The sequence below is a fragment of the Indolivaga macrotermitis genome (genome assembly GCF_900128985.1).
GTDB lineage: Bacteria > Bacteroidota > Bacteroidia > Bacteroidales > Dysgonomonadaceae > Dysgonomonas_A > Dysgonomonas_A macrotermitis.
Window position 1 is genome coordinate 38,128 of record NZ_FQUC01000001.1, and the last position, 15,495, is coordinate 53,622.

General features: G+C 42.0%; 10 protein-coding genes. All 10 read right to left on the bottom strand.

The window, feature by feature from the left end; all coding sequences use genetic code 11:
- Positions 1-259: 259 nt before the first annotated feature.
- The 10 genes from BUC12_RS00235 to BUC12_RS00280 all read right to left on the bottom strand — a co-directional run bounded on the left by BUC12_RS00235 (position 260) and on the right by BUC12_RS00280 (position 15,446).
- Complete coding sequence (locus BUC12_RS00235) at positions 260-1,903, bottom strand: DUF6377 domain-containing protein (protein WP_062175179.1); 1,644 nt, start codon at positions 1,901-1,903, stop codon at positions 260-262.
- A 138-nt stretch (positions 1,904-2,041) separates the two neighbouring features.
- On the bottom strand, positions 2,042-4,645 hold the full coding sequence (gene xyl3A, locus BUC12_RS00240) for a xylan 1,4-beta-xylosidase (protein ID WP_062175180.1): 2,604 nt from the start codon (positions 4,643-4,645) through the stop codon (positions 2,042-2,044).
- 366 nt (positions 4,646-5,011) lie between these two features.
- A complete protein-coding gene (locus BUC12_RS00245; RefSeq protein ID WP_062175181.1) occupies positions 5,012-5,596 on the bottom strand; it encodes a sugar O-acetyltransferase in 585 nt (194 codons plus the stop codon).
- 83 nt (positions 5,597-5,679) lie between these two features.
- Complete coding sequence (locus BUC12_RS00250) at positions 5,680-6,837, bottom strand: aldose epimerase family protein (RefSeq protein WP_062175182.1); 1,158 nt, start codon at positions 6,835-6,837, stop codon at positions 5,680-5,682.
- A 199-nt stretch (positions 6,838-7,036) separates the two neighbouring features.
- On the bottom strand, positions 7,037-8,779 hold the full coding sequence (locus tag BUC12_RS00255) for a sodium:solute symporter (protein ID WP_062175183.1): 1,743 nt from the start codon (positions 8,777-8,779) through the stop codon (positions 7,037-7,039).
- Between the two features lie 18 nt (positions 8,780-8,797).
- Positions 8,798-10,465, bottom strand: a complete 1,668-nt coding sequence (locus BUC12_RS00260; protein WP_062175184.1) for a ribulokinase — start codon at positions 10,463-10,465, stop codon at positions 8,798-8,800.
- Between the two features lie 91 nt (positions 10,466-10,556).
- Entirely contained in the window at positions 10,557-12,059 is a 1,503-nt protein-coding gene (gene araA / locus BUC12_RS00265) for an L-arabinose isomerase (RefSeq protein ID WP_062175185.1), read from the bottom strand.
- A gap of 103 nt (positions 12,060-12,162) precedes the next feature.
- Positions 12,163-12,846: an L-ribulose-5-phosphate 4-epimerase gene (locus BUC12_RS00270; RefSeq protein ID WP_062175186.1), complete on the bottom strand. Its 684-nt coding sequence runs from the start codon at positions 12,844-12,846 to the stop codon at positions 12,163-12,165.
- A 185-nt stretch (positions 12,847-13,031) separates the two neighbouring features.
- Positions 13,032-13,724, bottom strand: a complete 693-nt coding sequence (locus tag BUC12_RS00275) for an NUDIX hydrolase (protein ID WP_062175187.1) — start codon at positions 13,722-13,724, stop codon at positions 13,032-13,034.
- Between the two features lie 210 nt (positions 13,725-13,934).
- Complete coding sequence (locus tag BUC12_RS00280; protein WP_062175188.1) at positions 13,935-15,446, bottom strand: arabinan endo-1,5-alpha-L-arabinosidase; 1,512 nt, start codon at positions 15,444-15,446, stop codon at positions 13,935-13,937.
- Positions 15,447-15,495 lie beyond the last annotated feature (49 nt).

Genomic DNA, 15,495 nt, shown 5'->3' on the forward strand with positions numbered 1-15,495 from the left:
TATTAGTTAATTAAATTTTAACTGACTAGTTTAGGTTACGAACTTTCGAGATTATCTCAGTTTATGTACCTGTAAGATTAACGGATTAAAACAAAATTAGAAGAGAACCATTACGTTTACATATATAAGTAAACGCAAGGTAAAAATTAACAAAATGATATTTTGCGTAATTTGTTGAATTATAGCCGTTAATACGGCTATTACGTGTTAAGTAAAGTAAATGCCCAATTTAAGATGGAGGGTGGATAATGAGGTTTTCTTAGGTTTTATCGGAGCAAATATACTTTACTGTTTCTTCTAAATCTTCATTTGTATTCAAGGCTTTCGCTTTGATCTTACTGCGGTAGTTGTAAACTGTACGGGGAGTGTAGTTTAAGAATGTAGCGATCTTGTTAGTATCCTTGATCCCTAATCTTATGAGGGCGAATATACGCAGTTCCTGATTTAACGAGTGCTCTTTATTCTCAGGATAACGTTCCTCCGGACGAAGCAGGTTATTAAACTCTTCAATAAACCCGGGATATATATTAAGGAAAGCTTTGTCGAAATTGGCGTACAACTCTTTTTGCTCCTGAACAGAATTGTCGCTTTTCGATGTTAACTTGATTAAATCGGCGGTTTGTCCCGATTTTATCTTCCTGCTGACTGTTACTTTGAAGGCTTCCAGCTTTTCGATATATTCAGTGCATATCTCGAGGAAGTTACTGATAAATTGCTCTTTGATATGATTTGCCTCAGCCAAAGAGATATTGGTTTGCTGTTGTTTACTGTTGGTCTCTTTTAAAACCCGGTTCAACTCATTCAAACGTGAGTTCATCTCCTCGATATACTGTTTTGCTTTAGACAACCGTTTCATCTGGAGCACAACAAAAGCAATAACGATGAGTAGGATTACAGACAAAATACTAACTACGACTAGTAGTAATTTTAGCTTATTCTCCTGTGCTTCCCTGTCTAGCTGGTAAGCTTTGTCGATAATCGGCAGGAGCTTAGCGGTCTGAATATTCCGCAGCCGTGCATTGTAAAAATTAGCATCATCGAGGCTCTTCTTTATATATCGGTTTGCACGGTTGACGTCATTATCGCCGAATAGTAAAACAGCCAGTGAACGGAGAGACAGATTCTCTTTGATAGGGACTTTTACATCCGCAATAGCAGACATGGCGAGATATTCTTTTTGCTTTTCTCTATCACCTTTCTGCTCATAGTAATAAGCCAGAATAGAGGTGATTAGTGCGTATTCCTGTGTGTCGGGTCTGACTTTGTCAAAATTAGCGAACAGAACTCTTTCGGCATTCTTGAAATCTTTAGTCTCAATATACCGGATTCCGTAATTTACGGCATATTCGAAAGTATTGGGTTCTACAGCCTGTAATAAGGAATCCTGATAAGTTTCCCTTTGCCTTACAAGTTCCCCGATATCATAGCCATCCTGATATTCCAACCAATACACATACGAATCGCAGTAAGTACGGTAATAGTCTACAAGCTGGTGTTTCATCAGCTCATCTCTCTTTATGGTGTTGAGTATCTTTATAGCCTTATCAAACATTCCGGCACGGGCTTCGCTTCGTGCCAGCTGTATTTTACTGTCATTGATCCAGTTCTTATTACCTGTTTCTTCAGCAAGAGCGACTGCCGTATTCGAATATGTAATTGCAGAATCGCAAACAAAAGTCTCGTATTCTTTGGCTAGGTTCTGGCATATAAGATACCGGTCTTCTATCAGTAGGTTCTGGTTTCTGAACTGGGTTTTTAGCTTTTCAAGATAGTTCTCTTTGGGAATGGTATATTCCTTTTCCATAATTTTGTCCAGTTCCATCAATAGCGAGTCGAGCCGTGTTGTAGCAAACACAGGACTCATTATAAATAGAGACAGGATGAAGGAAAAGATGATTCTCATTGAAAATATAGCCGTTTTGGAATAAAACAAAGATAGCAATATTTTTCAGAAGAACTGATTGGGTAGAATACCTCCTTATGATAAGCTCTAAAACAAAGTGCCATCTAAATAGGATTATTCAGATGGCACTTTAATATATCAGTTTGCTGAGATAGTAAAAGGAATACTGGTCAGATCTTTATCATCGGAACTACTCCCTATAAGAATTTCAAACTTTCCGGGAGACATGATTACCGATCGCTGGTAATCATCCCACCATTCGAGTTGTTTACCCGTCAGTTCGAATGGCACTGTGGCTGTTTTTCCGGCAGGGATGGATACCCTTTTGAATGCTCTCAATGTTTTAATAGGGCCTTGCGGATCATTCTCTTTTCTCAGATAAACCTGAATAACCTCGTCTCCATTGCTTTTTCCTGTATTGGTTACAGGAATAGATAGAAGAATAGCTTCTCCAACCTTAATATCTTTCTTGTTCACTTGCGGTTTACCATATGCAAAGGTAGTATAGCTTAATCCGTATCCAAAAGGATAGAGTGGCTTTTCGGTCATATAACGATATGTCCGTCCTGCCATATCGTAATTTTCGAAGTCGGGAAGTTGAGCTGTATTCCGGTAGAATGTGACAGGCAAACGTCCGGCAGGATTATAAGCTCCGAATAAAACATCGGCAACAGCTTGCCCTCCTGCTTGCCCCGGATACCATGCTTGCAATATAGCTTCACAGTTATCGGTCTCGGGTTCTAATCCAATGGGCGAACCCGAACAGTTCACAAATATCACTTTTTTGCCGGCCTCCTTTAATGCTTTGACAAAGTCTCTCTGTATGGCAGGTAATTCTATATCGGTACGGTCACCTCTCTTGAATCCGGGAAGGTCTACACCCATTTCTTCACCTTCCAATGAAGGCGATATCCCTCCGGCGAATATAACAATGTCGGCATCTTTGACTTTTGCGATTGATTTCAAGATGTCTATTTCTTCCTTAAATCCAAGGTCGAAATTAAGCTGTGCATCACTGTTGAAAAATTGATAGTTGATTTGTATATCATATGGTTTTCCGGCCTCTACATTCATTATATATGTATTTTTCCGGCTTCCGTGCTTGTTGGCGAAGTTCCTTACATTCTGTCCGTCTATGTACAACTCAATAGATCCGTAGGCGTAGAAGTCGAATACGGCCTCGCCGCTTTTCGTAGGTGTAAATGTACTGTTATATGTTGCCGAAAAATCAGTGAGGTTGACTCCCGGAGCAAATACAGTTGCACCCGATGTGCAGAACCGGAAGGGAGTAGTAATCTGTGCTGTTGCGGCAGGATTTCCCTGGCGTTCCATATTATTCCAGTATACCGCACTGAATCCTTTACCGTTTTCGTAGGCACATTGGTCGAAGGCACTTTGTATCAAGGTCGTTTCTACCAGTCCGCAGCCTTGTTCGTAAATAAGCTTATCATTGGGACTAAGGGCAGAGCGTATACCTTCCAGAATAGTTATTGTACGTGGAGGTGTACCATTATAATTACCCCATTGCATTACCGAGTCGTTAGCATTTGGTCCCATTACGGCAACTGTTAAGCCGCCTTGTTTCAGAGGGAGTATATTGTTTTTGTTCAGTAATAGAGTCATAGACTTACGAGCCATATCTAATGATAAGTTATCATGAGCTTTGGATGCTACAACCGAATAAGGTATTTTAGACCATTCAACATCTTCGCTCTTGTCCATCTCGCCCAGTTCGAAACGTGCTTTAAGAAGCCTTTTGACCGAAACGTCAATATCCTTTTCACTGATGTATCCGTTTTTTACCCCTTCAACCAGCGCTTTGTAGCTCGATCCGCAATCGAGATCCGTTCCACTCAGAACTCCTGCGGCAGAAGCAGTGGCAGCATCCGGATGGGTTTCGTGGGCATTCTCTTTATAAAAATCGGCTATAGCGCCACAGTCGGCAACAACTATCCCGTCGAATCCCCATTTGTTACGTAAGATATCTGTTAAGAGTTTGTTGCTTCCACAACAGGGTTCGTCTTCGAACCGGTTATAGGCACACATAACCTCTTTTACCTTGGCTTCTTTTACCAAAGCCTCGAATGCGGGCAGATACGTTTCGTACAGGTCGCGTGGCTTGATATTCTTCGCATTAAATGAGTGCCTGTTCCATTCGGGGCCTGAGTGAACCGCAAAATGCTTGGCACAGGCATGTATTTTATCATATTTCTCACCCGCAGGACCTTGCAGTCCTTTAACGGCGGCTACCCCCATCAGACTGGTAAGGTAAGGATCTTCGCCATAGGTCTCGATACCCCGTCCCCAGCGCGGATCGCGGAATATGTTTATAGTGGGAGTCCACATGGTTAAACCCTGATAACGGGCATAACTGTTCTCTGAAGAATAACGGGTATGTTTGGCACGGGCTTCGTCCGATATGGCATTGAATACGCTATAAACAGCCTCATTGTCAAATGTAGCCGCCATACCTATCGGTTGAGGGAATACGGTTGCCAACCCGGCACGGGCAACACCATGCAAGGCTTCGTTCCACCAGTTGTATGTTTTTATGTCCAGTCTTTCTACGGATCTAGATGCATCTTGCATCAGCGTTACCTTTTCCTCGAGTGTAAGGCGTTTAACGAGATCGTCGGCCCGTTGATCGAAACTCAGGGATGTATCTTTGTAAGGTTCGGTTTGGGATATAACCGTCGCTGTGCAGAATGAAAAGGCTATAAGGCAAATTACTTTTGCTTTCATGGTATTTGGTTTTAGTTATAACGGTCTTTAATGATGCAATATTAAGATGAATATATAAAAGACTAAGGCGACTTTTTAGCATTTATACGTAGATAAATTGGTGCCTGCCCAAAGGTACTATAAAGTTACAATAGGGTGACAAAGGTGACACGGAAAGTGACATCCAGCTGTCTCGTGTCACCTTTGTATGTGATTGATAAATAATTTGTTGGTTGCTGAAAAGTTACATTTGATACAAATGTAACATCTAATATTTATTTTTGACCAGTTAACCATATCTTAGTTTTCTTTATAGATAAAAAAAATACCCTCGTCCCAAATCCGGAACGAAGGTAAATATATGAAAATTGAGTATCACAAATATTATTATCCGTTCATCAATTTCGATCTGTCTTCTTTTTGATTAATCTTCCTTATCACTTTTGCAGGGTTACCTACTGCCAGACAATCATCGGGGATATCTTTCACTACAACCGAACCTGCACCGATAACACAACGGTCTCCGATAGTTACACCGGGACATATTGTAGAGTGTCCGCCAATCCAGCAGCGTTCGCCGATTTTTATAGGCTTACAATCTTCCCATTCGTCCCTTTCGTCAGCATCTACCGGATGATGGGCCGTATAGATATGTACACCCGGAGCAATAAGGGTTTTTCTGCCGATAGTAACTGTTCCTCCATCGAGGATAATTGCCCCCATATTGATGAAAACACCTTCTTCGGCATATATAAGGTCTCCGTAATCGCAGTAAAAAGGAGGTTCTACATAAAAGCTTTTGTGTGAGTTCGGGAAAAGTTCGTTCATTACATCTCTGAATTTGTCTGTATGGTATTCCGTTACATTCAGTTTATGAAGTAATGGTTTTAGCTTTCTACGGACTTCTATCATTTCTTCGCTGTGGGCGTTGTAACGTTCGCCGGCAGCCATTTTTTCTTTTTCACTTTTCATTTGGTGTAATTAGTTAGTTTTGTTAGAAAAAGAGGATAAACATCAATAGTTTACCCTCTTTGAGTCGACCGGTTGGTCTGTAATTATTTTGTCAGAAACTTATAAATACAAGTCTGGGTATATACTTCGCCCGGATTTAAACGGGTCGACGGGAACTTCGGTTGATTGGGCGTATCAGGAAATTTTTGTGTTTCGAGAGCAATAGCCTCGCGGAAATTGTGAGGCTTTCCGTATTTGCCTGTCACTTTTCCGTCGAGGAAGTTACCGCTGTAAAACTGGATACCGGGCTGGTCAGACCATACTTCCATTACACGACCGCTTTTTGGCTCGTATACACTGGCGATAAACTCTACATCTTTTTCAGATTTACGGTCAACAACCCAGTTATGGTCATATCCTTTACCGTTTTTCAATTGTTCGTCATCTGCATTGATTCTTTCTCCGATAGCAGTTGGTTTTCTGAAATCGAAAGGAGTATTTTCTACAGGGGTGATTTTCCCAGTCGGGATGAGTACCGAGTCAACAGGAGTAATTCCGCTGGCATTAATTGTCAGTATATGATCTGTGATAGTACCGTTTGCTTCACCTTTCAGGTTAAAGAACGAGTGGTGAGACAGGTTTACGTGAGTAGGCTTATCTGTTGTAGCTTCGTATGTGATCTTAAACTCGTTTTCGGGAGTTAAGGTATAAACCATCTTAACATTCACTGTTCCAGGGAAACCCTGTTCGCCATCGGGCGAAACATAAGACAGAACAATACTGTTTTTGCTGATACTGTCTACGTTCCATACTTTCATGTCGAAACCTTCGGGGCCTCCGTGTAAAGTTTGTCCGTTATTATTTACCGGCAATTGGTATTTTTTGCCATCAAGGGTAAACTGTCCTTTTGCTATGCGGTTTGCAAACCGTCCTACAATAGGGCCGAGGCAACGTTCTCCTTCATATTTGATGTATTCCTGAATATTTGGATGTCCGAATACGATATCTTCGTATTTTCCGTCCTTGTCGGGAACCCAAAGGGAGATAACCCTGCCACCGAAGTTCGAAACCTGCATGGTGATACCGTTACCCGATTCGAGGGTATATAGCTTGATGTCTTTTCCGTCGAGGGTAGTTGTAAATGCCGAGTCAGCCATTAGGGTTATGCCTGTAGCTTCTATTTGTGTTGTAGGAGTCTGTTGTTGCTTGTTTCCGCACGAAAATAAGCAGAGGGCAAGTCCCAGATAAAGTATTTTTTTCATAATCGTATATGTTTAAGTAACAGTAATATTTTTTCAAAAACCAATAGAAAGGCTTGAGATCTTAAATTGTCAGAAATAAGAAAAATAAGCAGTATTTCTTGAACGAAAATTCTCACTGTTATTTAACCACAAAAACAACAGTGAGAAAATTTCGAAAATCTAAAAGTAATCAAATAACTAGTAATTATAAATCAAAGTCTTACCAAAAATACCAGTAGAATAGCCCACAGCAGATCACTACTCCTAGTGAAGCAGCAACATCCCATTTGTCCCAGCTTCTTCCGATTTGCTTTTTGTAATCATCAGTGAAAGTGATAGCTTCTATTTGTTGAGCGGTTGGTTTCGCCGTAAAGAACGATACAACAACCATCAGCAACATGATGAATACAAGCAACCATATCTCAAATATGAGCCAGTTGGTTTCCCAGAACCAGCTTGTTTGTTCCCAAAATCCGGTAGCGACAAAACCGTCGGATGTAGTAAGAATGTTGGTCAGCAAGCGTACCATACCAAGAAGGAAGCCCACTATCATACCGACTTCACCGGCTTTAGGTGTAATTCTTTTAGAGAATATTCCGAGCGCAAACACAGCTACCATTGCAGGAGCCAGCAGCGATTGAATACCTTGCAGATAATCGTAAAGGCTACCGAGGCTCATCATGATAGGTATCCATACGATACCAAGTATCACTACTACGATTGTAGCAACACGGCCTACCAAAACATAAGTGGCTTCGCTCTTGTTTTTGAACATAGGCTTATAAAAGTCCTCTGTAAACAATGTAGCACAAGAGTTAAAGAATGCTGCTAAAGAAGCAACCAATGCAGAGATAAATCCTATGGTAACGATACCTTTCACTCCGGCAGGCAAAACAAACTTCACCATAGCACCGAAGGCTGTATCGGGATTCTCTAATGTAAATCCGCTATCGGGACGTGCCGCCAGTGCAGCAGCTACCATACCCGGAATAAGAAACATAAACACAGGTAATAATTTGAAATAACCGGCAGCGATAGTACCTCTGCGCGCGCGTTTCATTACTACCTCGTTCGATTCGCCTTTTTGTTGACCAAGCACACGTTGAACGATATGCTGGTCGGTACACCAATACCAGAAACCGATAATTGATGCTCCGATAAATACCCAGAAACCGGGATAGTCGTCATACATAGGATCTCCTGTCGAGAAGTGGAACATGTGGTTTGTACCGTATGCAACACCATCTGCACCTACATTCAATGTTTTAGAATACTCAATCATCGCAGCCCAACCATCAGGTATGCTTCCGCCGCCGAGAGCCGATAATCCCAAGAAAAGAACAAGGAATGAGCCTATAATAAGTATCGGGGTCTGAATGGCAGATAATGTCATTACGCCCTTCATACCTCCCAATACGGTAAAGATACCGGTCAGAACTATGAGGCCGATAGCGCCATACCAGAAAGGTAAACCAAGAAGGCTCTCCATAAAGATACCTCCGGTGAATGCCGTAACACTCACTTTTGTCAGTACATATGCTATAAGGGTAATAATTGATAACCACGAACCTGTTGCAGGAGTATAACGATACTTAAGGAAATCGGGCATTGTAATGATTTTGCCCATCTTATTGTTCATAAGCTGGTAGAAGGGAACAAAGAGCCAACCCAAAATCAGGATCATCCATCCTTGCATTTCCCAGTGCGCCATACCTACACCTGATTTTGCACCTGTTCCGGCAAGTCCTACAAGGTGCTCCGAACCGATGTTTGCGGCAAAGATAGCAGCACCGATAATGTACCAGGGCTCTCCTTTACCGAATAGGTAATCCTCGCTGCTGGCACCCTGTTGCAGACGTTTGTCTTTTTGGATCGAACGCCAAACAGCCCATGTCACAGCTAATATCCCGACTACGATAATCAGCCAGTCGAGCCAAATAAATTCATGAGAATTCCAGTTCATATTATTGATTAATTATATTTAAGAAAATAATTCGTTTTCGGTAAACTTACCCAGTTTCAGGTATTTGTCATATAGTTCCATATATACCTTATGGTTTTCGTCATTTGGTTGGTATTCGGATATGAATCCCAATCCCATTGCTTTCTGAGCAGCTTCGATATTCGGATAAAGCCCCGCTACCACAGCAGCGAACATGGCAGCGCCGAAAGCGCAGGCTTGTTCTGCTTTAGCTACTTTGATAGGCATACCCAATACATCGGCAAGAGTCTGCATAACGAAAGGGGATTTTAGCGAAATACCCCCGATTCCGATCACACTGTCTATTTCGATTCCGTTTTCGATAAACCGGTCTATAATAGCTTTTGACCCGAATGCAGTTGCTTCAACCAAGGCACGGAATATTTTAGGTGCAGAGCTGGCAAGGTTCAGCCCTGTAATCGTACCTTTCACCAATTGATTGGCGTCGGGTGTACGGCGTCCGTTCATCCAGTCGATAGCCAGTTCGGAGCTGGCAGAAACCGGAATCGCCATCGCCTCTTTAGATAACACAGGAATGATTTTATCCAAGGTTTCTTCGATCAGCTTTTCTTTTACATCGGCATTGATAAGGTTCGATTCATTGATCAGCTTCTCGATTGGCCAAGCCAAAACGGATTTAAACCAAGCATAAATATCGCCGAAGCCCGATTGTCCGGCTTCTAGTCCTATCATACCGGGGATAACCGACCCGTCTACCTGTCCGCAAATACCGGGAATAAGTTTTCCATGCATTTTGTCGTAAGGCACTACCATTATATCGCAAGTAGAAGTTCCGATTACGCGAACGAATGCTTTAGGACCTATTTCGGCACCTACTGCACCCATATGGCAATCGAATGCACCTACACCCACTGCTACGTTGGTTGTAAGGCCTAATTTTTCAGCCCATTCGGGAGTAAGGTTTCCTACTTTCACATCACTGGTGTGGGTATCCTGGAATAAGCGTTCCCTGAATCCTTTTAGTAAAGGTTCTACTTCAAGCAGAAAGTCTTCGGCAGGAAGTCCGTCCCATTCTTTGAGCCACATTGCCTTATGTCCGGCAGCACAACGGCTGCGGATGATCTCGGCAGGTTTGGTGGTTCCTGTAATGAGTGCAGGCATCCAGTCGCAATGCTCGATCCATGCATAAGCCGCATCTCTTATGGAGGGGTCTTCTTTTAAAACATGTGCTACTTTGGCCCATACCCACTCACTGGAGTAGATACCGCCTTCGTAAGCAGTGTAATCTATAGGCCATCTTTTGGCTATTTCGTTTATTTTGGCAGCTTCTTTTATCGAAGTATGATCTTTCCACAGGATAAACATCGCATTGGGGTTCTCTGCAAGTTCGGGGCGTAATGCTAGTATCTGCCCGTCTTGGTCGATAAGAGCCGGAGTAGATCCGGTTGTGTCGAATGACATCCCGATAACATTTTCGGCTGTTCCGGCAGGAGCTTTACTTAACGCCTCTTTTACCGAGTCGATAAGAGCCTCTACGTAATCGAGCGGATGTTGTCTGTATTGGTTGTTTTGCGGGTCACAGTATTTTCCGGCAGCCCATCTTTTGTAATGCTTTACGGACGAAGCTATTTCCTGTCCGCTTTCAGCATTGACAATCACGGCACGACACGAGTCAGAACCGTAATCTAAGCCTATTGTATATTTCATGTGCATTAAACATTAAGAGTAAGAAAAGAATGCAGAAGCATCAGAGGTAGTATTATCGTTACCTCTAATGCTGTCTGCTATCATTGTTGACTTATTGGAGAGCTTTGTTTAGCATATAGTATATCTCGTTGTTACGTAATTCTTTACGGAACTCACGGATAGTCGTGTCTTTATCGATAATAAGTAATTCGATATCAGCGATCTCTGCGTAATCTTCGAGCATTTCGGTTGTTACAGAGAATGAGAAGCTAGAGTGGTGAGTACCTCCGGCCAAAATCCATGTACCTGCTCCAACTTCGAGGTTAGGCATTGGTTTCCACAATGCACATGCAACCGGAAGCTTTGGAAGTGGTTTCGGTTCTTCAACTTCAACTTCGTTTACAATCATACGGAAACGGTTACCCATATCCACAATTGTAGCTGCTACACCTGTACCTTTGTGAGCCTGGAATACAAGGCGGGCACAAGTACGGGCATCACCGATTCCTAAAAAATGCACTTCGATACGAGGTTTAACACCTGTGATATCCGGATTGATTTCCAACATATGAGATTGAAGGATAGTACTGTTTTCTCCATCGAAGTTAAGAGTATAATCTTCAAGGAACGATTGTCCACCGGGTAATCCCTGTCCCATAACCCACATTGTGCGCACAAGAGCTGCTGATTTCCAGTCTCCTTCAGCTCCGAATCCGTAACCTTCCGACATCAAACGTTGAGAAGCAAATCCCATCAACTGTTTAATACCAGCCAGTTCGTTGAAACTTGTGGTGAATCCTTTTGCACCTTTATCCTGAAGGAAGCGGCGGATACCTATTTCCTGAGCTGCTGCATCACGTACAAACTGGTATTTTTCCGCTCCTTTTTTACAATCGGCAGCAAAATCATACAGTTTTTCATATTCGGCTACAAGTGCATCTATTTCGGCTTCGGTAACAGCTTCGATGTAAGGAACCAGAGTTGCGATAGGAGCATTGTCGACATGATATCCCAAACGGATTTCTGCTTCAACTTTGTCTCCGTCTGTTACTGCAACATTGTTCATATTATCGCCGAAACGGATGATAAGCATATCCTGAGAATCTGCCCAGCCTGCACATACGCGCATCCAGCCTGCGATTTTATTTTGAGTATCCTTGTCGTTCCAGTAACCAACAATTACTTTACGGGGCTTACGCAAGCGGCTTGTGATATGTCCGAATTCGCGGTCTCCGTGAGCCGATTGGTTCAGGTTCATGAAATCCATATCGATTTCATTCCAAGGAATTTCTTTATTGTATTGTGTATGCAGGTGCAATAATGGCTTTTTGTAATCTTTCAGGCCATGTATCCACATTTTAGCAGGCGAAAAAGTGTGCATCCATGTGATGATGCCGGCACATTTAGTATCGCCATTGGCTTCGCGCATGATTGCCGAAATTTCGGAAGAAGAGTTTGCTGTTCCTTTATAAACAACTTTAATAGGAAGGTTGCCCGAGTCGTTTAGCCCTTTAACCATTTCAGTAGAATGAGCATCTACCGCTACTACTGCATCTCCTCCGTATAGAAGTTGTGCTCCGGTTACAAACCAGATTTCTAAGTCTTTAAAATTCATGGTGTTATTTTTTTATGTTTAATATATTAATTCGTTTATTCTGTAAGTTATTTAGCAGATTACATTAGTTTTCGCCTCCCAAACAACAAAAAAGACTGAGGCCTTATTGTCCGTAATAAGCGTCTGGCCCGTGCTTTCTGAAGAAGTGTTTTTTTATCAACTCCTCATTCATCTTCAACTGAGGATTGATGTTGAACGAAATGAAAGCCATCTTGGCTACCTGTTCCAGTACCACGGCATTATGTACAGCATTGTGACAATCTTTCCCCCAGGCGAAAGGTCCATGGTTGTTGACAAGTACCCCTGGTGTAAAATCGGCATTCAACGTTTCGAAGCGTTCTACAATAACGTTACCTGTCTCCAGTTCGTACTTACCTTGAACTTCATCGGGTGTCATTTGACGAGTACAAGGAATGCTGTCTTTAAAATAATCGGCGTGAGTAGTTCCTATATTAGGGATATCACATCCGGATTGTGCCCACGATGTAGCATAGGTGGAGTGGGTGTGTACTATCCCTCCTACATTAGGAAACGCTTTATATAAAACAAGATGTGTGGCTGTATCTGATGAAGGTTTAAGCTTGCCCTCCACTACTTTTCCTTCGAGGTCGACAATGACCATATCTTCAGCTTTCATTGTGTCGTATGATACACCCGAAGGTTTGATTACGACCAAACCCGATTGACGATCTATGGCACTGACGTTTCCCCAGGTAAAAATGACGAGTCCGTGTTCCACTAATTCGAGGTTTGCTCTGAAAACTTCTTCTTTTAATCCTTCTAACATATTATAAAGAGTTACACACTTAATAAGTGTTTAGGTTACACTTGCAATGTTAGCTATTCAGACCGAGAAAAACACGTATACGTGCTATGTTTTATAACATGTTTAAGAAAAAAATATCCCTAAACAGAGCATCATAAATACTATCTATTTAGGGATTAAGTTATATTGCAGTAAATGAGCGATATCTATAGGGAAAAGTAGTATCCTTTTTTCAATAGCTGGTCATATTTCTCTTTATTGAATTTGTAATAAAAGGCTCCCCTTTTCGAACTCGATTTGTCTTTGTCATCTTGTTTTTCCAGAATATCCATTTCGAGGATCTTTTTTCTGAAATTACGTTTGTCGAGGGTTGTCTGATAGATTGCTTCGTAAAGCGATTGCAACTGGGGCAAAGTAAACTTTTCGGGTAACAGGTTAAAACCAATAGGTTCGTTTGCTGCTTTTCTGCGAAGTTTATCTACCGTATCTTTCAGAATCTGATTGTGGTCAAATATCAATTCACCTACGTTTTCAAGTTCCTGCCAACGGGCATTATGGACTTTGCATAATTGATCGTCGAATGATTGTATATCTATCAAAGCATAATAAGCAAGGGAGATAACGCGTTCTCCGATATCGCGGCCTATTTCTCCGTAGGCACCTACTTGCTCCATAAAAACATCCTGTATGCCTGTGTATTCGTAAACTACCCGTGTAACGGTTTCCGAAAGGCTCTCATTGGGTCTGATAAATCCTCCCATCAAAGAGTCTTGTCCTTTTAACGGTTCAAACTTACGTTTAGATATTAGCAAATACAGTTTATCGTTTTTGAAGCCTAGTATGAGGCAGTCTACCGATACATAAAATCTTTCCTGATCCTTATAAAATAGTGGTGTCATATGTGTGATCCAAATATACTTTGTCAATTAGCTGTTTGTCTTGGTAAGTAATTGTATATTCATGGTCTGTATTCAAATTCTGTCTGTCAACAAAGTACCACCGAAGGACTAATCTTGATGCAAAAATAGGAATTATTACTGAATTAGTGTAAAAAAGACGACAAATCTACAATATGACAATAATATATCTAAACGGTTATGACATTGAAGCTAACGTACTTTTTTGCCCCATACCGAGCGCCCCTTACTGTCGAGTCCGGTAAATAATATAGTCTGTTTCTGGTTTTCCCAGTCCTGTCCGACGAATAGATGCAAGCCGGAAGTTTCAATTGAATCCAGTTTCAGGTCGAGACTATTTTGACCACTATACTTCCATGATCCCGCAAGTTTCCCTTCTACAGTTTTATCATCCTTAAAATCATAAGTCTGCGATATGTTTCTTTTCTTGTCGGTCAGTTGAAGATTCTCAGGTAATACCTGTCCGTCCACAAGAGTCAGCTCGGTATTACCAACATCTTCGACTAGTATGATTTCCCATGTTCCGGTAATATCTTGTTCCGTTACATCCTGCGTTGGAGTATCAGTATATCTTTCGGGTGACACTACAGGCCATCCGTCGGCAGTCCAGAATATCTCGCGGATATGCAGATCCATCATAAAATTCCTGGGAGCCAGCCGTCCTTGATGAGCCATAAAATACTTGCCATCCTGATTGTCGAATACGGCGCAATGTGCCACGCCAGACCATCCTGTATGGTTTTCGAACCGGTAAGGATAGGTAAGTATCGGATAGTTATCTTCTTCTTCTCGCATATCTTTTCCGAAGAAGTCGGTAAATGGCCCTTCGGGCGAATCCGAACGTCCCACCCTGACATTATATGTAGTGACCAGCGGATCGTAAGAAACAAACAGATACCATTTCTTAAACTGAGGGTTATACATTACTTCCGGGGCTTCTATATTATTTCTTTTACCATCGAAGCGTCTGGCTATCAGGTGTCCCTGATCTCCTTCTGTCAGTGCCAATCCTGTTTCGGGGTTCAGTTCCATACAATGCAGACCTCCGAAATAGGAGCCGTACAGCATCCATTGTTTGCCTGTGGCGGCATCTTCAGCTATACTGGGGTCGATGGCGTTCATCACATCTCCTGTTTTGGTCTTTACCACACAACCCTTTTGTTCCCAAGGCCCTTCAGGGGAGTCTGATTCTGCCAATCCGATATATGATGTTTGCCTGCCAAAAGCTGAAACACTATAGTATAAGCGGTACTTATCTTTGTATTGGGTAATATACGGAGCCCATACATTGGTAGCACCTTTTCCTCCGCTGTTACTGCGAACCCATTTTACGGCTTCGTCGGGTATTTCGGAGAATGCCCATCCTGAAAATTCCCAGTTGACAAGGTCTTTAGACTTACGCACCTGTATATAACCGAAAGGCAGACTGTTTTTTTTTATGACTGCGCTGTCCTCTCCATAAATAGCATCAGTAGAGTAGGCATAATAAGTATCTCCCAATTTTTTGATCGAAGGATCATGTACATTATAGGTACCCCACTGCTTATAATCGGTCATTGCTGCAACATCCTGATAATTATCAGGCCAGGGATTAGGGCTATCTGAAATCTGAAAGACCGGATTTTGTTTTCCACAGGCGAATAAAATGCATGAGATTGCCAATCCGAAACTTATATGCAGCTTATTAAAAGTAAATATTTTCATAATCGAAAGTCGCTAAATGAATCTGAAGCTTCCGAAACAGGTTATAAAA

Bases quoted from the DNA above. Each gene is read 5' to 3' on its own strand.
- BUC12_RS00235 (WP_062175179.1), bottom strand. From the start codon at position 1,903: ATGAGAATCATCTTTTCCTTCATCCTGTCTCTATTTATAATGAGTCCT.
- xyl3A (WP_062175180.1), bottom strand. From the start codon at position 4,645: ATGAAAGCAAAAGTAATTTGCCTTATAGCCTTTTCATTCTGCACAGCG.
- BUC12_RS00245 (WP_062175181.1), bottom strand. From the start codon at position 5,596: ATGAAAAGTGAAAAAGAAAAAATGGCTGCCGGCGAACGTTACAACGCC.
- BUC12_RS00250 (WP_062175182.1), bottom strand. From the start codon at position 6,837: ATGAAAAAAATACTTTATCTGGGACTTGCCCTCTGCTTATTTTCGTGC.
- BUC12_RS00255 (WP_062175183.1), bottom strand. From the start codon at position 8,779: ATGAACTGGAATTCTCATGAATTTATTTGGCTCGACTGGCTGATTATC.
- BUC12_RS00260 (WP_062175184.1), bottom strand. From the start codon at position 10,465: ATGAAATATACAATAGGCTTAGATTACGGTTCTGACTCGTGTCGTGCC.
- araA (WP_062175185.1), bottom strand. From the start codon at position 12,059: ATGAATTTTAAAGACTTAGAAATCTGGTTTGTAACCGGAGCACAACTT.
- BUC12_RS00270 (WP_062175186.1), bottom strand. From the start codon at position 12,846: ATGTTAGAAGGATTAAAAGAAGAAGTTTTCAGAGCAAACCTCGAATTA.
- BUC12_RS00275 (WP_062175187.1), bottom strand. From the start codon at position 13,724: ATGACACCACTATTTTATAAGGATCAGGAAAGATTTTATGTATCGGTA.
- BUC12_RS00280 (WP_062175188.1), bottom strand. From the start codon at position 15,446: ATGAAAATATTTACTTTTAATAAGCTGCATATAAGTTTCGGATTGGCA.